The organism is Nocardia carnea, from assembly GCF_029868855.1.
GTDB classification, from domain to species: Bacteria; Actinomycetota; Actinomycetes; order Mycobacteriales; family Mycobacteriaceae; genus Nocardia; species Nocardia carnea_A.
This window is the reverse complement of record NZ_JARWOV010000261.1, coordinates 1-18,110: the sequence shown is the minus strand read 5'-3', so window position 1 is coordinate 18,110 and position 18,110 is coordinate 1. Positions and strand designations below refer to the sequence as shown.

General features: G+C 67.5%; 19 protein-coding genes, 1 tRNA gene and 1 pseudogene. 2 read left to right on the top strand and 19 right to left on the bottom strand.

The window, feature by feature from the left end; all coding sequences use genetic code 11:
• Positions 1 to 259: 259 nt before the first annotated feature.
• From QH195_RS27195 to QH195_RS27130, 14 genes and pseudogenes are all read right to left on the bottom strand, one after another.
• The gene (locus tag QH195_RS27195; RefSeq protein WP_280437505.1) at positions 260 to 769 is read right to left on the bottom strand and encodes a hypothetical protein; all 510 of its coding nucleotides are present in this window, start codon (positions 767 to 769) and stop codon (positions 260 to 262) included.
• 36 nt (positions 770 to 805) lie between these two features.
• Positions 806 to 1,270, bottom strand: a pseudogene (ssb, locus tag QH195_RS27190) (single-stranded DNA-binding protein).
• A 130-nt stretch (positions 1,271 to 1,400) separates the two neighbouring features.
• Positions 1,401 to 1,775 (bottom strand): YraN family protein, encoded by a 375-nt coding sequence (locus tag QH195_RS27185; RefSeq protein ID WP_280437504.1) that lies wholly within the window; start codon positions 1,773 to 1,775, stop codon positions 1,401 to 1,403.
• A 381-nt stretch (positions 1,776 to 2,156) separates the two neighbouring features.
• The gene (locus QH195_RS27180; protein ID WP_280437503.1) at positions 2,157 to 2,621 is read right to left on the bottom strand and encodes a hypothetical protein; all 465 of its coding nucleotides are present in this window, start codon (positions 2,619 to 2,621) and stop codon (positions 2,157 to 2,159) included.
• A gap of 84 nt (positions 2,622 to 2,705) precedes the next feature.
• A complete protein-coding gene (locus tag QH195_RS27175; protein WP_280437502.1) occupies positions 2,706 to 4,325 on the bottom strand; it encodes a ParB/RepB/Spo0J family partition protein in 1,620 nt (539 codons plus the stop codon).
• 43 nt (positions 4,326 to 4,368) lie between these two features.
• On the bottom strand, positions 4,369 to 4,602 hold the full coding sequence (locus tag QH195_RS27170) for a hypothetical protein (protein ID WP_280437501.1): 234 nt from the start codon (positions 4,600 to 4,602) through the stop codon (positions 4,369 to 4,371).
• 80 nt (positions 4,603 to 4,682) lie between these two features.
• The gene (gene dprA / locus QH195_RS27165) at positions 4,683 to 5,603 is read right to left on the bottom strand and encodes a DNA-processing protein DprA (RefSeq protein WP_280437500.1); all 921 of its coding nucleotides are present in this window, start codon (positions 5,601 to 5,603) and stop codon (positions 4,683 to 4,685) included.
• A 57-nt stretch (positions 5,604 to 5,660) separates the two neighbouring features.
• Positions 5,661 to 6,281, bottom strand: coding sequence for a hypothetical protein (locus QH195_RS27160; RefSeq protein WP_280437499.1), 621 nt, complete (start codon positions 6,279 to 6,281; stop codon positions 5,661 to 5,663).
• Complete coding sequence (locus tag QH195_RS27155; protein ID WP_280437498.1) at positions 6,278 to 6,961, bottom strand: hypothetical protein; 684 nt, start codon at positions 6,959 to 6,961, stop codon at positions 6,278 to 6,280. Before QH195_RS27155 ends, QH195_RS27160 begins: the two co-directional genes overlap by 4 nt.
• 295 nt (positions 6,962 to 7,256) lie before the next feature.
• On the bottom strand, positions 7,257 to 8,012 hold the full coding sequence (locus tag QH195_RS27150; protein ID WP_280437497.1) for a class II glutamine amidotransferase: 756 nt from the start codon (positions 8,010 to 8,012) through the stop codon (positions 7,257 to 7,259).
• Complete coding sequence (locus QH195_RS27145; protein ID WP_280437496.1) at positions 8,000 to 9,217, bottom strand: hypothetical protein; 1,218 nt, start codon at positions 9,215 to 9,217, stop codon at positions 8,000 to 8,002. Before QH195_RS27145 ends, QH195_RS27150 begins: the two co-directional genes overlap by 13 nt.
• A gap of 157 nt (positions 9,218 to 9,374) precedes the next feature.
• Positions 9,375 to 10,115: a class II glutamine amidotransferase gene (locus QH195_RS27140; RefSeq protein ID WP_280437495.1), complete on the bottom strand. Its 741-nt coding sequence runs from the start codon at positions 10,113 to 10,115 to the stop codon at positions 9,375 to 9,377.
• Positions 10,103 to 10,840 (bottom strand): hypothetical protein, encoded by a 738-nt coding sequence (locus QH195_RS27135; RefSeq protein WP_280437494.1) that lies wholly within the window; start codon positions 10,838 to 10,840, stop codon positions 10,103 to 10,105. The genes QH195_RS27140 and QH195_RS27135 overlap by 13 nt, the downstream gene beginning before the upstream one ends.
• A 1,192-nt stretch (positions 10,841 to 12,032) precedes the next feature.
• Entirely contained in the window at positions 12,033 to 13,100 is a 1,068-nt protein-coding gene (locus QH195_RS27130; protein WP_280437493.1) for a DUF4192 domain-containing protein, read from the bottom strand.
• A 151-nt stretch (positions 13,101 to 13,251) separates the two neighbouring features.
• Between QH195_RS27130 and QH195_RS27125 the strand changes: the two genes are divergently transcribed.
• Positions 13,252 to 13,779: a hypothetical protein gene (locus QH195_RS27125; RefSeq protein ID WP_280437492.1), complete on the top strand. Its 528-nt coding sequence runs from the start codon at positions 13,252 to 13,254 to the stop codon at positions 13,777 to 13,779.
• Positions 13,780 to 13,795: 16 nt separating this feature from the next.
• Here QH195_RS27125 and QH195_RS27120 read toward each other — a convergent pair whose 3' ends face one another.
• The 5 genes from QH195_RS27120 to QH195_RS27100 form a co-directional block, all read right to left on the bottom strand.
• The gene (locus tag QH195_RS27120) at positions 13,796 to 14,503 is read right to left on the bottom strand and encodes a hypothetical protein (protein WP_280437491.1); all 708 of its coding nucleotides are present in this window, start codon (positions 14,501 to 14,503) and stop codon (positions 13,796 to 13,798) included.
• Positions 14,504 to 14,558: 55 nt separating this feature from the next.
• Complete coding sequence (locus QH195_RS27115; RefSeq protein ID WP_280437490.1) at positions 14,559 to 15,491, bottom strand: DUF2637 domain-containing protein; 933 nt, start codon at positions 15,489 to 15,491, stop codon at positions 14,559 to 14,561.
• A gap of 20 nt (positions 15,492 to 15,511) precedes the next feature.
• Positions 15,512 to 16,576, bottom strand: coding sequence for a tyrosine-type recombinase/integrase (locus tag QH195_RS27110; RefSeq protein ID WP_280437489.1), 1,065 nt, complete (start codon positions 16,574 to 16,576; stop codon positions 15,512 to 15,514).
• Complete coding sequence (locus QH195_RS27105; protein ID WP_280437488.1) at positions 16,573 to 17,007, bottom strand: hypothetical protein; 435 nt, start codon at positions 17,005 to 17,007, stop codon at positions 16,573 to 16,575. Before QH195_RS27105 ends, QH195_RS27110 begins: the two co-directional genes overlap by 4 nt.
• A gap of 192 nt (positions 17,008 to 17,199) precedes the next feature.
• Positions 17,200 to 17,281, bottom strand: a tRNA-Leu gene (locus QH195_RS27100).
• A gap of 387 nt (positions 17,282 to 17,668) precedes the next feature.
• Between QH195_RS27100 and QH195_RS27095 the strand changes: the two genes are divergently transcribed.
• Positions 17,669 to 18,110: hypothetical protein (locus tag QH195_RS27095; protein WP_280437487.1), on the top strand; the 442-nt coding region annotated here is incomplete at its 3' end.

Below are 18,110 nucleotides of genomic sequence, written 5' to 3'. Positions count from 1 at the left end.
CTCCGGGGCGCGCGCGCGGTCGCCGTCGGCCGGCGCGGGGGGGCCTGGGCCCGGCGGGGGGGGGGCGGGGCCCGCGGGCCGCGCGCGGCCCCGCGCCCCGCCCCCCCCCCCCCCCCCCCCCCCCCCCCCCCCCGCGCCCTGGTAGCACTCGGGAAGGCGGGGCGCCCGGCCAGACGGCCAGCCCTGCCCGCCACCACTTCTTGAGAAGACCGCCGGCCGAGGAGACCGGTCCGGCCAAGGACGCGGACGCGGCGAAGCGCTAGGATTCGGCGGTCACCGCATCCACTGCGGCCGATACGCCGATGTCGCCTGATACGGCGTCCTCGAGCCGGGTGAACGGCCACGGGCGTTGCGCGTACTCGTCCTCATTTGTATAGGCGGGCACCATCCGTCCCACGGAATAACGACTCGGCACCAGTGGGCGGTAACCCGGTGTGGCGGTGTAGATCGCCTCACGCAGCCGCGTCATCCACGTGTGGGCATCGCTGTCCTCCCACCCGGGGTGTTCGCAGGATTGGTAGACGTAGCAATCGACGGCTTTGAGCACTGCTACGGGGTCCAGGTCGCCTTCGGTGGTGTGCAGGACGTAGCGGTCGCGCGGATGGGATTCCCGGTATCGGTGATCGACCGAGCGGACGTTCTCGTCCCACAACAGCTGCCCCAGCGCCCGGTAGTCGATCCGGCTGGTGCGGGTGGGGGCGACGCCGTACTGGGCGACCGCGTTGACCAGCACGTCGATATGCCCGTTGCTCACGATGAACGCTGACATCGCCTGCTTCCTTTCACCTCTCGTGAACGTTGGGGATCAGAACCCGGGCGAACCACTCCACGTATCGCCTGCGGGGGCGCCGACCGGCTCCCGCGGCGTGCCGCGTTCGGGGCCGGTAGGGTTCGCGGTGCTCGGGTTGTGGGTGCGCCGGACGGCGGTGGTCGCGTTGCGCAACGAGGGGCCGACGTCGTCGACGTCGAGTTCAGTGATACTGCGGTTCTGCCCGTCCGAGGTTTGCTACGACCGCTGTTTCAACCTGCCGACGACGATCACGCGTGCTCCCCGTGTCACCGATTCGGCGAGGTTCTCCGCGGTCTGTCGCCACGCGGTGCAGCGTGTGAATACCGGTTCGCCGTCGCGGTACTCGCCCGCGGCGCGGTTGAAATAGCGCGGCGTCGACACGACGGTGAAGTTCGCGACCGCGTAACCGGCCGGAGTGAACTTCAACTCGACATCGGCAGCAAGATTTCCCTTCACTACCAGCAGGGTGTCCCAAGACATCGTGATTCTCTCTTTCACTCGAGGGGTGGTGACACATCGCAGCCCGCATGCCAGCCGGTGCGAACACAGCGCAAGATTCGACAGCCGGGCCGGGCTCCGCGCTCGGCCGGCCCTGTTCGAACGGTGGTGTCTAAAACACTGCCCGGTGGTGGTCGATCACCGGGTCGCTGCCGGTGCAGAGCACGACGGTGACGACGTCGAAGCGGATGCGGTGCCGGGGGCCGTCGTGGTCGGCGAGCCACAGCAACGCGAGCCGACGGATGCGCTGCTGTCTGGCCTGTGGCATGGAGCCCGGGGCGAGCGGGTCGCCGGGCCTGGACCCGGTCGTGACCGCGACGAACACGGTGACACCGGCATCGCGGGCCACGAGATCGAGTACGCCGTAGGGATTGCGCCAACCGCGGCACACAATCTCCAAGCCGGCGGCATGTAGATGCCGGGCCGCCAGTTCCGTCCGGGTCGCGTGGGGGTCGACGGGGGCGTTTGTGCGGGGATCGTCAGTCATGGCGGATCACCGCGGCGATGCACAGGGGTACGAAAGCAGACACTGCAAGATCTCCTCGATAGGGGGACGGGTGAACGCGTCAGTGGCTCATCCACATCCGTGACCGGGGTGGTGCTGGTCGGGATCGTGATGGCCTTCCTCGACGGGGGTGGTTATCCACAGGCGGCGGATTCCGGGTTTCGGCCCGGGCGCATGTTCGCTATCGTGGGGTGCGCGTCGCTGGGGGATCGGGGGATTGACCGCAAGCTTTCGTTCTTTGCAGGACGCCCGGCACTGGTGCGGCCGCTATCCCCCGTTGATGGCCGGTTGCCGGTGTGGCGCGGGTGGGTGCGTCCGAGATGAGCCCCCTCCAAGGGGCGCACCCACCTCCGCCGTGGTCACTCAGCGGCCGGCCCGTTTGCGCGGTGCGGCTGTGGTCAGCGAGATTTCGAAGCGGCCGGGCATCGCGGTGATGATCAGCCACCCGTTGTCGGCGGTGTAGTTGCGGATCACTCCGATGAGGGTGTGCCCGTCGGAATACTGTTCGGTGAGGTCGATGTATTCGTGGAAATCATCACCACCGACCGGAGTCGCACCGACCTCGGGCCCAGTGCCCGGTCCCCAACCCAGGGCATGCACCGTCAGCGGGTCCGAATCCGGATCGGCGGGGTCTCGTTGCTGGCGAGGTACTCCGTTGCTCCAGAGGTAGGTGCCGTCGTTCTTCGTCCAGATCAAGGACGGCGCCGTCGGGACTTGGTCGTCGGCGAACGGACAGCGGGAATGCTTCCGCGCTGCTATCGCGTGTTCGGCGACCGTGATGACTTCCTGTAGTGGGAACCACAAAGCGGTCGAGCCGTCGTTGCTCACGGGTTGAAATTCCTTCCTGGGTCGCGGCGGACTGCGGCCGTGCTGCGGCCCGCGGCATGGCGACGCGGACCACAGGGCGGCAGGTCATGCGGCGGTGAGGTCGATATCGGCGGGTTTGACGTCACCGAGGGCGGCGTGTTCGACGTCGACCAGCCCGAACTCGTAGGCGTCCCCGATGGCATCGAGGAAGCGCAGGTATCGGCCGGTGGCCGCGGTGGGGTGCCGCCACAGGGTCTTGTCGATGTCGGTTTCGTGGACGGCGAGCTCGATAGCGACGCTGATCGTCCACGCTCGGTTCTCCGAAGCCTCGTCGATCGCCGCGAGCAGGGCGTCGCGACCGCCTGACAACCCGAGCAGCTCGGTCACCAGGGCCAGCGGTTTTGGGTCCAAGCCGTGTGCGCGGGCGCGGGCCACGAACGCCGCGGCACCTGCGGGCGCGGTGGCCTTGGCGACCAGCTTGGGCAGCAGGTCGAGACGGCGGTCTTTGGCGGCTTTACCGCGCCGGTTGAGCTCGAGCACCATCCGCCGCTCCCGCGTCGCCGCTTCCCGGGCGGCGACCGCTTGTTCGGCGGCCAGCCGCGTGTGTTCGGCGACCTCGGCGGCCGGGTCGGTGAGCCGGTGCAAGCCGCTGCCGGGCAGCTGCGTGGCAGGCAGGTAGTAGTGCGGATACCACCGGTCGCGGTATTCGACCGTGCCGGCATGCCGATGCCCGTCGGCGGGCGTGGCCTCGGAGTCGCCATCGGTGTTCCAATCGACGGCGTCGTAATCGACGATCTCACCGGTGGTGGTGTCGACCAGCAGCCCGTTCTCCTCCACGGTGAGGTACACGACCCAGCGACCGGCGTCGGCGAGGATGGTGGACTCGGATACCGGTTCACCATCGGCGCCGGCGAGCAGCTCGTCCGGGATATAGGCGGCCTCAGCACTGCTGGTCTCGGGATCGCGGGTGAGGACACCGAACCCGTAGGCCGCCCACGGCAAAGCGGCGTGGAGCAGGCCGCGGATTTCGGCACGCTCGGCCTCGATCTGGTTGCGGGTGTAGGTGAAGTTGTAGCGGGCCGCGCGAGTGAGGCGTTCGACCGCGTCGGTGTCGCCGAGGTTCTCGTATTCGGCGATCACCGCCAGCTGGTCCAGCCCGAACTGGTGGCTACCCAGCAGCTCCTGCGCGGTCGCCGAACGCCCGATCGCCGCAGTCCGTTTGACCTCGGCCCGGTTGGTTTGCAGGCCTTTCGCGACCCGGGTGACCGACGCGCCGAGGTCGAGCATCTGCGCGACCCCGGCCGCCCGATCTCCGGCGGTGAGCGGAACACGGCGGTCGTTGAGATTGATCTGGGTCAAGGTCCGGGCGATACGCCGCTCCCGGTCATCCCCGGTGAGGGCGTCGACGATCCACACCGGGATCTCGGTGAGACCCACCTCGCGCGCGATCAGCACGCGCAGCTGTCCATCGATGGCGTGGACGGTGCCGTCGGGATCGCGTTCGGCGCGGATCGGCAACCCGACACCGAATTCCCGGATCGAGGCGATCTGTTCGGGGTGATCGCCCAGGTCGAAGGTTGTGCGGACGTTGTCGGCGATCAGCACGTCGTCGGGGTGCATGTAGGCGGCATCGGCCGGCCGTGAACGGTTCCCGGCGGAGCCGACCGAGGTGGAATCGGTGGGCTGGTCAGGGTCGGTGACGACGGTGAGCGAGGTCGAACTCACGAGCGGGACTCCTTCACTGAAGAGGATTCACGGGGTTGGTGTGTCAGGCAGCGGTCGCGGTGGTGCGGCGGGCGACGTTGACCGGCGACAGGCGCAGGACTCCGTTGTCGTTGAGGTAGGCCCAGTGCCGGGCCTGCCACCCGGGCAGGTCCTGCTGCCACCGGTCCACGGTGTGGGTGGTGGTGAGTGCGGTGGTGGGGCCGGCGTATCCGTAGTGTTCGAGGCGGTCGTAGTCGGCGCGGGTCAAGGTGCAAGGGTCGGAAGTCGATTCGGACACAGGGAGTTCCTCCAGTTACTGGTCAGACGTGCTCGGTCAGGCGGGTGTGTGGCGTGGTGCAGGCGAGATGAGCCGACCCCCTACGGCGCAACCTGGGAGGGCGGTTCGCCGACGACCGTGCGAAGGGTCTGTTCCGGGTCGGTGGCCAGCTGGGCCTCGCCGGTGGCGATCAGGTCGTGGCACCCGGCAGAGGCCGCCGAATGGACAGGACCCGGGACGGCGAACACAGGCCGCCCTAGGTTGCGGGCCCAGCGCGCGGTGTTGCGGGAGCCGCTCCGGATCCCGCATTCGGGGATCACCACTGCCCGTGACAGGGCGGCGACGAGCCGGTTCCGTTGCAGAAACTGTGATTTGGCCGCAGGGGATCCGGGCGGATATTCCGAGACGAGCAGGCCGTGCTCGCGGATCCGATCGAATAATCCGGCGTGGGCGGAGGGGTAGGCGCGGTCCACGCCGGTGGCCAGGACCGCGACCGTGGGCGTCTGGCGCACCAGCGCGGCACGGTGCGCGGCGGAATCGACTCCGAACGCACCACCAGACACCACGGTCCATCCGGCGGTGGCGAAAGTCCCGGCGAAGTCCGCGGCGACGCGGACGCCGTAGTCCGTGGTGGCACGGGCCCCGATCACCGCGATCCGGTACTGGCCGAACAGGTCCAGGCGACCGGCGCCGCGGATCCACAGCGCGACCGGACTCACCGTGCCGGTCCCGGGTGTATCGAGGGCATCTAACTCGTGGGGCCACTGCTCGTCTTCAGGAGTCAGCAACCGAGCACCGGACCGATGCGCGCGGTCGAGATCCCCGTTGGCCTGGTCCCGCAGGGCGGAGGGAAAATCACCGACCGATCCAGAGACGAGTTCGTCTGCGGCTTCCTCCACATCCCTGGTGGCCAGCAGTTCGTGGACGGTGACTGGGTCGATGATCGCGGCGCGGGCGGCCATTGCCCACGCATGCTGGCGCTGCGGATCGGGGGCGGCCGGTGGGGCCGGGGTGGTGGACATGCGAGCTCCTGGAAGTCGGTGGGGCGAGGACACAGAGAGGCATGGCTGCGGGCCGGTTCAGGGGGTGGACGGAGCGGTCCGGTAGCTGCCGAGCACAGCGGCGAGGTCTACGGCGAGGTCGGCGCTTAGGGCGAATTTCCATTCGACGGTGCCGCTGGATCGGATCCGCAGGTCCCCGGACACCGGGTCGTCGACGGATCCGAAACGCAGCCGGTCCTCACCAACCGGCGTGACGGATACCAGCCGGTGGCCGATTTCGGTGAGGACCTGGTTGCACCGGTCGCGTGCGAGGTTGTCGCGGCGGGCGCGGGCGCGGCAGGTCGCGAGCAGCGCCTGGTGTTCGCAGAGCAGCCGACGGTTGATTTCCGTGGCAACAGCGCTGGGAGTGCGGGTGGCGGCGACGGTGATCCGCTGGTGGCCTTCCGCGGTGGCCAGATATCGGGCCAGATCGCCGTAGCCGGTGGTGATGCCGATGCGTCCGTGCTCGCTGCGCCGGTGCGAGTCATCACCATGGGCCAGGTTCAGACACTGACCGCCGGGCCCGTGCAGCACGCTGCGACGCAGGTCCAGGTTGCTGTGTTCGGCGCTCCACCCGGGCCCGAGTGCCTGCGCGACCCGGGTGGCGAAGGCGTAGAAACCGTGAAGCGAATCGGATTCTTCTACGCCACGGCGGGTCACGAGAACGCACCACCTTCACCGAACAGAGTACGAACGGCGATCAGTGTCGCGAGCAGGTCGACCGGTTGCCGGTCTGCAGTACCCGGTGCGGGGTCCCGGACCGGGTGGATGCTGCGGAAACGCAGATCCCGCAGGGCGACCCCGACGACCGAGGGTTGGCGGTCGTTGCCGGGGTCGGTGATGATGCGGTAGTCGGCCAACCCGATCTCGACCCGGTACCACGCCTCGGCGGGCTGGCCCTCGCGTGGGGTGTGTTTCGGGTCGGGTTCGCTACGTACCCAGGACCGGCAACCACACGCGGGATCGTCGCAGCGGGTGAACTGGTCGCGGGTGACCGGGCTGTAGCGATGCGTGCGTCCTGCCAGCATCGGACAGACCCGGGTGGAATACGTGCTGCACTCGCGGTGGGTTGCGGGTTCGGGAGTGATCCCGCGCAGGTAGTCGGTGGGCCGCAGATGCAGCACGGCCGGGTCCTCGAGCGGCTGGCCGCAGATCTGACACAACCGGTCCACCAACGCGGTGAGCAACCTGGCCGGATCGATTTGGCCCCACGCCGGCCGGGACCGGTCACTATGGGTCACGGTGATGTACGGGACGACCATCCCTTGCGCGGTCGGCGCCGCCGCCAACCGCTCAGGAACATCGGGTCCGTCCGTGGGTGGGGTAGGGGAGGAATTCATGAGCACCTCGAATTCGTGAGCGCGAGCGCCGCAGACCGGAGTCCGGCCTGCGGCGGGCTGCCCGCGGAACCGTTCGGATGAGGACGACCCGTGGCTGGTGATGTCGCGGGTCGCTTACCGGTCCGGGTGCCGGCGGTGCAGGTGTGAGTCGATGCGGGTGGTGACCAGGTCGAGTCGCCACAGCCCGCAGATGAGGAGTAGGTCAAGCACGAGGTGAACGTCCACCGGCTGCCCCCTTCCTTCGTGATCGATGGCATGTATGCGGGGTGGAAGGGTTGGGGAACCCGGGTACGGGTCAGGCGGTGTCGTAGAGCCAGTGATCGAGCTCGAGGTCGGCGTAGCGTTCGAGCCCGTCGAGATCAGCGCATACGCATTCCGGGAACGGTCGCCGGCATTCTTCGCAGTGCCCGCAGGTGGGGCAATGCGGCCCGAATTTGTCGGGTTCGTACTCCCCGCAGGCCTCGCAGCCGGCCTCGTCGAGCCATAGTCGCCAGCGGTAGGTGTCGTTGGAGTACCAGGAGCCTTCGACCCAATGCCCGCGGTGTTCGTTGAAGATGTAGGCGGGGTGTTTGTAGGCGGGGTCGACGGTGAGCAGCACCAGCTTGTCGCGGCCCAGCCACCGCTCCAGACGCTCACGGCCGGCCCACGAATCCAGCGACCCGAACGGTCGGCGAGGCAGGAAATCCTCGGCGGCGATACGGGTATCCGAGCGGGGGTCCCCCTTCGCCGGGTGGACGTTTTTGGGAAGGATCCCGTTGTGTGCGAGCATGGTGCGCTCGTCACCACCCACCGCGAACGGGTGACAGTTGCTCAGGTCTTCGACACCGTGAGTGGCCAGCCGCGAGTGAAACAATGCCGGGCCGTCCGGATGGCGGGTGCGTAGTTTCGAGAATTCGGCGATCAGTTCCGGTGCGTCGAGACTGTGGCCGGTCAGGATCTGGTCGCCGGCGTGGAGGGCGTAGCCGTGTCCGTCGGGGTTGACCAGCGCGCCGCGCAGCAGCAGGTCGGTGTCGGGGGTGATCCCGGGTTTGATGAAGGTCAGGATGCACATGCGAGGTCCTCGAGCTCGGAGGTGAGGGCGGCGTAGCGGGGGCGCGCGGCGATCCAGGCCGTGAACGCCGCCCATTCCCAGCCCCGGCGGCGCGCGACTTGCGCCGCGGTGAGCCCGCGGGTGTATTCGACTGACGCGTCGGCGAAGGCGAGGGCGGCCTGAACTTGTTGGCGGTGCAGGGAACTGGCGAAAACGCGCAGTTCGAAGGTGTCGGCCGGGCAGACGTTGATCGCCTCGTAGCGCAGGCCGTTGCGTCTACCGCGGGCGTAGTCGGCCATCCGCTCCCGGGCATAGGTGCCGAAGTCGGCCCACCGCGAGGTGTCGCGGCGTGCCAGGACGGTGACCGGGTCCTGGTTGCGGTAGACGAACTTCATCCACCGATAGATGTGGGCCGGGCTGTCGAACCCAGCGCGGGAGAGGTGGACGTGGATGCCGACCTCGTCGTCGGTGAAAGCGCCGAGAAGCCGCAGCCGCGGGAGCAGCGACCACGGGAACTCGCTGCGCGCGTAGGAGTAATCCATCGGGTGGCAGACGAGTTCGAATCCGGAACCGTGGATTGAGGAGTCGGTCTTGAGGTAGCCGAGGTCTCCGAGTTCGGCGAGTGCGGTCTCGGCGGCCTCGACAAGCGCGTAGTTCGGGGTTTTCAGCTCCAGTTCCAGCCCGAGGAACAACGGACCGTGGCCGTGGAAGACCGGTTCGGGTTTGTAGGCGTAGTCGTGGATTCCGTCGTGGCTGGGATGATCAGGGGCGCACGAGGCGCAGTAATCGTCGTCCCAGCGGATCAGGGTGGAGCAGTCCTCGCATTCGTGGTAATCCTCGAGGCGGCAGTCGCGGCAGACGTCATCACCGCCCTCGACCGGGTCGGTGCCGTGGCAGCGGTTGGAGCAGTCATCGCAGACCGGGTACTCCTCGGCGCAGCCTTCGCAGACATCCGGGCCGCCGATGATCGCGGTGATATAGCGGGCATACAGGTGGCACTCGTCGCACTGCGACCACCTGCGGGCGCAGTCCTCGCACAGGTGCGTGTCGGAGACGGTCAGGTGTGGGTCGCGGGTGCGTTCACTGCACTCATCGCAATACACCGCATCGGCGGCGCAGTCCGAGCACAACGACACCCCGTCGACCGCGATGGCGTCTTCGTCGGGCGGGATGGTGTGGGAGCAGTCGCCACAGACGACCGGAGCGAGCAGGGCTGCCGAAGGCATGGGTAGATCACGACCTTTCACATGAACTGGTCAGAGACGCGGAAACGAGAAAGCCCCGCTGCCACAGCCCGAATCGGGCGGTAGCAGCGGGGCGGAAACTGCGGCGGTCAGGCGCCGGGACGAGCCGGGTCCACCGGGGCGCGCGTGGAAAGGGAGCTCAGCGCGACAGCGTGCGTGCCGTGCGTCTACGGGTTCGGGTGCAGCAGCAGCGCGGGAAGACGGCTTCGCAGCCGAAACACCAACCACATCGGTCGCAGAACCGGCCCGCCCGGTCGAGGTCCAGGTGCAGGCAGTACCGGCAGACCGCCCGTCGCATCCGGGTCAGATAGGCGCTCCTGTAGTTGGTGTTGGAGTACCAGATCCCGTCTTCCCACACCCCGGCCCGCTCATTGAACACATAGGCGGACCGCTGGTAGGTGGGGTCGATGGTGAGCAGGACCAGCTTGCTGGGCCCCAGCCATGACTCCAGCCCGCGGAAACCGCGGGTGGTGTCGATCGACCCGAACGGCCAGGTGGGCAGGTACTCTTCCGCCGCGATCCGGGTATCGGACCGGAGGTCGTAGGCGCGGGGCCATACCCGTTTGGGCAGGGTGCCGTTGTGAGCGAGGACGGTGCGCGGGTCACCGCCGAGCCGGAAAGGGTGGCAGTTCTCCACCCCGTGCACGCCCCGGGTGGCATAGCGAGAATGGAACAACGCCGGACCGCCGGGGTAGTGGTCGCGCACGGCCAGGAATCGGTCGACCATCTGTTCGGCGCGCATGCCGCGGCCGACAATGATGCGGTGTTCCGGCTCGGCGATGACAGCGAAACCGTGGCCGTGCGGGTTGGCTACCGCCCCGAGGTGCAACGCCACCGGGTCCGGGGTGATGCCGGCGGGGAAGTAGGTCAGCAGGCACATGCCAGGGCCTCCATCTCCACCGCCAGCGGCGCGTACTCCGGCCGGCCCGCGACCCATTCGGCGAAGCTGAACCAGTCCCAGCCGCTGGATCGGATATCGCCGATGGTGAGGTGTCGGGTGTAGTCGATGGAGGCCGCGGTGAACGCGAGAGCCGCCTGCACCTGCCCCACATCCAGGGAACTGGCGAACACCCTCAGTTCGAGCGTGTGGCGCGGGTGCGGGTTGATCGCCTGATACCGGTCCAGCCCTACCGCGTGCTTATGGTCCTTGGCGGTATCACGGGCCCGGGCGCGGGCGATGCGGTCGAACGGGGCATAGCGGGAGCGGCGCCTGGCAAGGCGAGAGACCTCGGTCTCGTTGCGGTACAGCAGCTTCATCCACCGATACACGTGAGCGGGAGAAGCGAATCCGGCCCGGCTCGCGTGCACATGCAGGCCCACCGTGTTGTCGGTCCAGCATCCGAGTTCTTCGAGTTCGCCCAGCAGTGCCCAGGGGAACTCCTCGATCGCAAATCGGTACGCGAGCGGGTGAGTTACGACTTCGAAGCCGGTGGGCTCAATCGAGGAGTCTTTCTTCAGATACCCCAACCGTCCCAACCGGGCTGTGGCCGCGGCGACGGCTTCGCTGTAGCGGTAGTCGGGGACGATGACCTCGAGCTCCAACCCCAAATACAAGGGGCCTTCACCGTGGAAGCGGGGGTCGGGTTTATAGCTGTAGGACCGCACCCGCCCTGGGTGCGCGCACAGGTCACAGGACCCGTTCTCCCGCAACAGCGTCCCGCACTCCCGGCACTCGGAGTATCGGGACTGTGCGCAGCGGGTGCAGGCGCGGTACCCGCCGGATAGGTACCGGCTCGCGGCGCTGAACCGGTCGCAGCCGAAGCAGCTGTCGAACAATCCGTAAGCGCAGTTCGGACAGAGTGGGTCGTCTTGTTCGGTGCGCATCCCGGGTCCGGTCAGTTCCCCGCAGGACACGCATGGGTGGTAGCGGGTCACGCACCGCTCGCACGCCAGCCCGATGCCCACGACGGCAGTGAGGGCGAGCGCGGGTTGGCGGCAGCGGCCACACGGGCGCAGACTTGCGAAGCAAGCCTGGCAGACGAGGTCCGTGCCGACCGGGCATACCGCGGGGTGGTCCTGGCGGTGGCAGACCGGACAGGGGATCGAGTGCACGGTGTCGGGCATGACGAACACACCTTCCGAAAGACAGCGAAACCCGAGACGCAGCGGATGGCTTCGCCTCGGCGTGGACAGGGAAGCAGTGAGTACTGCTGGCTGGTTGGGAGTTCCAGGCAGCGCCGGGTTCGGATGTCGGGAAGAGCCGGGACGCGGCAGCGCGGCCGATCGTCACGGGAAAGCGGCGCAGGAGATAGACGAACGCCGGTGCCGGAGACGGTTGGTGCGCTATGAACCCTGTTACTTCAGAAAGGGATTCGGGTTATCCACACGGTGCGGGTGGTTATCCACAGGCGGCTGGGGAATTCCCGGGATCAGAACCCCGGGCAGGTCTCCGATCCCGCAATAGCGCACTGGATTAAGCCTGGGAAGTACTCCATGGGGAGTTGACGAGCGGCTGACATAGAGGATGGCTCACCGTTGATCGGCTCGAAGAGGATTCGATGCTGGTTCGGCGTTCTCGGTGTATGGCCATCTGGGGCGCGGATAGTCTCGTCCGGCCGCATCTCGAGCCGTCTTCGCCTTGGGGACGCTGGCGAGTGGATCGTCGGTTGCGCCTGCGTCGAACGGCCCGATGCGCTGCTGCTTCAGTGCTCACACTGCGTGCTCGCCGGCGCGCCAGCCGTTATGCGGGTAAACAGCGGTCGGTGCTCTGGACTTGATTGAAATCCTCACCGCGGCGATCGAGGCGTTCCTCGCCGAACTGCGGAATCCGTCCTGTTAAATCCGCTATCGGCGGTGGTCACGGCCGATCTGGGATCGTCTCCGGCGGGATGGTGAACCCCTCGGCGGCCAGTGCTTCGCGGGCGTGGCGGGCCGTCGTGTGCATCCGGTCGGCGGGCAGGGCGCAATCGAGTGCGGTGCGCAGCAGCGCTGCGAGGCTGTTGTAGGGATCGGCGGTGAGGGCGGCCTCGAGAGCCATGCCTGCCAGGGTGCCCTCACCTCGGTGGTAGGTCAGGAACGCCAGCACCGACGCGGCACGGGCGCGATCCTTCCCGGTCTGTGCGCGTGTCAATGTGAGTGCTATCTGTTCGGCGGCGTTGGCGTGGACCGTGCCGGCCAGGGCGAGTGTGGCGTCGCGAGCCGGGTCGTCGCGCCAGGCGACGGCGGTTTCGGCGAGTGCACGCGGGCCAGGTCTCACATCGGCATCCGCGGCGGCCTCGGTGTGCAGCATGGTTCGGATCCGCCGGCGGGTCCGCGCGTCGGCGTCACCTGGATGGAGGCGGGTTTCGGCGTCGGGGAGATGTTCGGAGATCTGCTTGCCCAGTGTGGGCAGTGGGGTGAACAGGTCTTCGAGGGTCCGTCGGTCGGGTGCGACCGACCCGCCTCGGTAGACGCGGTCGACTGCGGTGACGGTGGTCGCTGGGTCGGGAAGCCGCCCGGCTCGGTGGGGTGGGCGCAGGCTGCGCCACCGCTGCCCGGTGGTGAGGCGGTCCACGGTCCAGGCGCCTTTGACCTCGATGTCGGACTCGGCGAGCCGATCGTGCACAGCGATCAGGACGGTGTCGTAGGGATGCAGTGGAGGCTGCCGGTCGTCGATGACGAAAACGAGGACCGCGTCAGCGCTGTTGGCGGCAGCCGCTGTTGCGACGGCGTCGGCCATGTCGTGCGGGTCGTGCAGGTCGCAGCGGATCACCGCGTTGATGGCAGCGATGCGCCGGTTGGATACCAGGCTGAGTAGTGCGACGACCAGGGAACGGTGGGGGACGAAACCGAGGATCGCGGGCACCGAGGCCATGAACTCGCCCGGATCGTCGATCCACACAGCTCGGTCCGGTGAGGTGGTGGCAGAGCGATTGTTGTCGAGCATGAGATCCTCTCGTGGGACGGGCAGGCAGGAACGCCCGAGTGCATCCGGCGCGACTCAGGGCAGGAGGAAGTTCGTGAGGGGATGAGTTCAGGGGGGCGTAGAATGCGGGTTGGGGAAGCATCAGGCTGGCAGGCTGGGATAGGAGCCTGTGATGCCTAATCCGAGACGCGGCGCGAAGTCGCCGGAAGTCTCCGAACGTTTGGAACGGTCCCGGGATCGACTACGGCAGCGCCGTGTGCGGGAGCGTCAACGGGAGAAAGAGATCAAAGCGGCTGTCGCGGAATACATCTCCGCCTGGCAGGCGATCAACGCCATCACCACACGCCGTGACACCGAGATCGAGCAGCTACGAAACCGGATCGCCGAACTCGAGGCCGGGGCAACAGAACAGGTGGCGGTGCAGCGTGCTCGGCAAGCCGCCGCTGTCGCGTCGATCAAACAGCATGGCGATCCCGACGACGAGATCGCCGACCTGCTCGAAATCACACCCCGACAGGTCCGGCAACTTGTGGCGGCAGCTCGCAGAGAAACCGGCCATTCGAGCGGCAGCCCGCCCCGTGCTCCGGCAGGAGCTCGGCACGCTACACAGTCAGTAAAGGGCAGAGATTCTGGTCCCGGCGACGTTGTCAGCGAGGCGGGGGAGGCTCAGAAAAGAGGCGACAAGGGGCAACAGAGGTGACTGTTGGGGCTCGTTGTTACACACGAGCGTAGCGCCCGGCTCTCCATACGAACCACTGAAACTGGTTCGGCGCGAAACCCTGCCGCGCCGGTATGGAGGGGGCCGGCGAGACGGGCCAGTACGCGAGACCACAACGATGGCAATACCAGGCCGAGCTCCACACCGCCCACGCTGCCGGACGGCCCCGCCGGATCTTGGCATTGTCGCGAGCACGAAGCGCGGCGAACAGCAACGGGATCGAACCTGGCAGGGAATACAGTCCAACCATCACCACGGCAGCGACTGCTGTCGACCACGCCTCGGAGCCCGACAGTGTCCGGATATAGGCAACGGCAACGATGAGTGTCAACACGGCTGGGATCGATAGCAGCGATCCCCACCTGACAAGGCGGCCGATCGGTTGTTCGCGGGGCCCCAGCGGCAGAGCCCGTACGAGGGCGCTGGTATTTGTGCGCTCGATGTCGGATGTGCCGATGACGGGTACGAATCCGTGGCTGGTGATGCCGACGCCGGTGTGGTTGGTGCTGCTGAAGCTGGTGGACACGCTGTCGGCGTGCAGGGCGGGAACGCTTTGTACGAGATCGAGGCTGTAGCAGTGCGGGCAGGTGATATCGGTATCCATGCGGATCTCCCCCTCGTCCGCCCGGACACCGACAGTGGTGGTGGTGTGAGGCGAAACAGATTTCAGGGCACTCGGAAGAACACTGGTCGTATCATCCAACACCGGTTGCTCCTTGATGTCGAGACACCCCCTGCACCCGTTTCTTTCGAGAACGCGTTCAGGGGGCGCGAGAAAGATCGGCTTCCGAACGGGTGGTTCCCGGAGATTCGGTGGCTCCGATCTTGCTGATTGGAGGGTTCGAAGACTCCGGTGCCGGAGTGGGGATGGTATTGGCATCGCGGAGGATTCGGCTGATGGTGGAGCGGCTCTTGTTCAGTTCGGCGGCGATGCGGGTCGGGTTCCAGCCATCGAGGTGATGGTGCTGGAGTGCTTTGGCGACCAGAGCGGGGTCGCGGCGGCCGCTGGGATCGCGTGCACACAAGGCCTGCGCGATCGCGGTCACCTCCTCCTGGTTCAGCGCTCGTCCGGGCTGCCCAGCGTGCGGCGTGCGCACGCGAGCGCCAGCTGGTGCGTGCGCACGGCGGCGAGATTCGGCTGCCGGGGATCGGGTGTTCTGTTGCGGTGTGCTCAGGTTGCGGTGCGTGGTGGCGGTGTTGGTGCGTGCGCTGGAGTGGGCGAGTGCAAGCAGTGCGACGGTGGCTTGGGCCATGGAGCCTTCGATGATCAGCGGCCACAGCCATGCTTCCCCGGCCGGTATCCCGGCGGTGACCGCGAGCGCGCGCAGGGCGGTGAACGACAGCCAGAACGCACCGGCCGCGATCAGTGCGGTCATCGCAGTAGCGACAAGGTGGGTGCCGCGTGCGCGGGCGTGCGCACGCAGCAGCAGCGCGACGCCGTGGACAGCGGCCAGCAGCGCCAACGGTGGAATGACCGCTACTGCAGCCGCCAGCACCGGCAACGCGGTCGCGTGTAGGAGCGCGTGCAGAGCGTTGCCGGTGATGCTGACCGCCGCGGCGGCTATGAGTACCGACCAGAAGAACCCGTGCGCACGGGGACCGCGTGCAGGAGTGGGGCCTGTGCTCGGTTCGCGAGGCGACTGCTCATCGGTGGCTGTGGTCGATTCGTTGCTGGTTGTGTTGGCGGTGGGCACAGAGGGATTCCCTTCTGCGGTCACGGAGCAGGCGACCACCTGGTCGGGGTGCTGTTCGTCTGGTGGTCGGCCAGGGGGTGTGGTTCACCGGTCAGGACCGCGACCGCGGCGGCCACTTCGGTGATGTCGGCCTTCACATAGGTCGTGGTGACACCGTTGGCTTTGCTGTCGTGGCCGGCGTAGGCGCGGGCCACCGCGTAGGAGAACGTGCGCTCGACCCACGTCAACGTGGTGTGACGCAACCAGTGCGTAGTGACGCCTTGGGCGGCGACCCACGGCAGTTCCTGGCCGAGTCGCTTCCACAGGTGGTCGAGGCGGCGGGACGTGATCGGGCGGCCGTTGCTGTATCGCAGCAACTGCCCCTCGGGCGGGCTGCCGCGCTCAGCGGCGTGCGTGAGCAGATATCGCATGAGCGTGGGGGATACCGGCTGCCAGCGGTCGCTTGCATCCTTTTCTCGCAGGTAAACCAGGCACTGGTCCCGGTCCAGATCTTTCGGCCGCAACGCCAGCGCGCCACCGCGGCGGCAGGCGGTTTCGGTGACCAACCGCAGAATCAGCGAATCCAGCTCCGGGTCGGTGCCGGTCATCGCCGCGACACGGCAGATCTCGGCCAGCTGTGGCGCCGGGATCGCGAACCGCTGTGACGCCCGGCGGCCTGGCTTCTCCACGCGGCGGGCCGGGTTATCGGCAGGGGAGATCCAACGGTTCTCGGCGAACCGGTACAGGCACCGCACCGCGGCAACGAAATTCTCGCCGGCGCCGCGCCCGCCCCGGGACGCTCGGTTCGTGGCCGCACTGCGGGTGACCTCCACCGCCATGGCTTGCAGTTCGGCCACGCCCGGCTCGTCGAGGCGGCGATCGGGCCACCGGTCCAACAGGCGAGCGAAGTGAGTGTTATAGGTACGCAGCGTCCCCGGGGTCAGGGTGGCTCGAACCTGCGGGATCACCTCGGCGAACGTCGGTACCTGGATCGGCCGCGCGGCGAGATCGGCGGGGGAGATGCCCATCTGTGCCAGCACGACCCGCGCAGCAGCCAGAGCCTCGGCCCCGGTCTCTCCTGGACCGCCGCCTCCGGCGGCGGTCACCGCCCGTGCCCCTGCAAACCAGCCAACTGCTCGGCGAAGAACTGCGCCAGCGCGGTGGGAGGACAGATCAGCAGGCGGTCCGCGCCGCGACGACTCAACAGCAGCACCCGGTCGCCGATCGAGAGGAACACCGGCCGCCGCAACCGGTACGGAACCCGGAAATACCCGGACGGAGACACTCGCACCGCACCGGCGGTGTCAGGGCGGGCCAGCAGCACGCCCGGCTCCCGGTACTCCACTGCGAGGCGCATCGAGGCCGTCCAGCCCAGCCGGTCCAGCAACGGTTTGTCTGTGACCCGCCCGCCTTCGGCGACTCTCGACACACCCACCCACACATCGCGATCGGCAACCGGCGGCACCCGGTGTACGGGGTCCGGTCCGTGGACCTGTTCCTGCCACGGGGTTTGTGGCGGAATCACAGGTGCGATCACCGGGAACCACCACCGAAGGTGGTGAAAACCATCCCTGCCAGGCGGACGGGGAGTAGATTGCGGCCCACATGTCGCCGCAGTTCAGCGGCGCAATAACGAAGGCAGACACGGGCGAACACAGATCCTCCAGACGGTGTTCAAGTGGTACTTGAACACCTTTCGGTTGGAGGGGGTGCGTTCACCACCTTTTTGTGCGCGAGGGGGGACTTGAACCCCCACGTCCGTGGACACCAGAACCTAAATCTGGCGCGTCTGCCAATTTCGCCACTCGCGCGTGATGGTACGACCGTCCAAACTCTACCGGGCCGGAGCGTGATCGCGAAGACGTGGGCCGGGGTTTCGTACTGGCCGGTAACCCCACCTGCGATTATAACGATTCGATAACCGCCAATATGAGGGGTGCTCATGTTTCGCCGCGGTAAGTACGCGTCCTCACCTGCGGGTTCAAACATGAGGGAGGATCATGTTTCGCGGCATTCTGGTACATCGGTACCTGAATACCGGTGGGTAAGTGGCGCGCGGAGCGGCAAACGTGAGGGTTCCCTCATGATTTTGTGGAATCCTCGCTGATATCAGGCCGTCGAGCGTGGGATTCCTGCGCGCGGCCGGGAGCCGGGGAAGTCTCCGCAGACCTGTCGCCACGAGAGAAAGTCGAAGCGTCTTGACGATTAACGAGAGCACCGCGTCCGGTCCCGGATACCGGGTGAACGCGACCGTGGGCCGGACTGTCTCCGAGACGAATCGCACGCCGCTGCTGGACCAGTTGCGCGCAGGCACCCCCTACGCCCTGGCCTTCGGCGGGCAGGGGGCCAGCTGGCTGGGCGAGCTGTCCGAAATCGCCCGCGACGCGGCGCTGGAGCCCGACCTGACCGCTCTGGTCAACGAGGCCGCCGCGCTGCTGGAGCCGGTGGCCGATCAGCTGCTCACGGTGCGCCCGGTCGGTTTCGACCCGGTGGCCTGGATGCTGGAGGACGACCTCGCCGACGACGAGACCGCGGTTTCGGACGCGCCGTCGGAGCGGGTGCTGCGATCGGCGGCGGTATCCATGCCGGGCGTGCTGCTGACCCAGCTCGCCGCATTGCGCGCACTGCGGTTACAGGGTT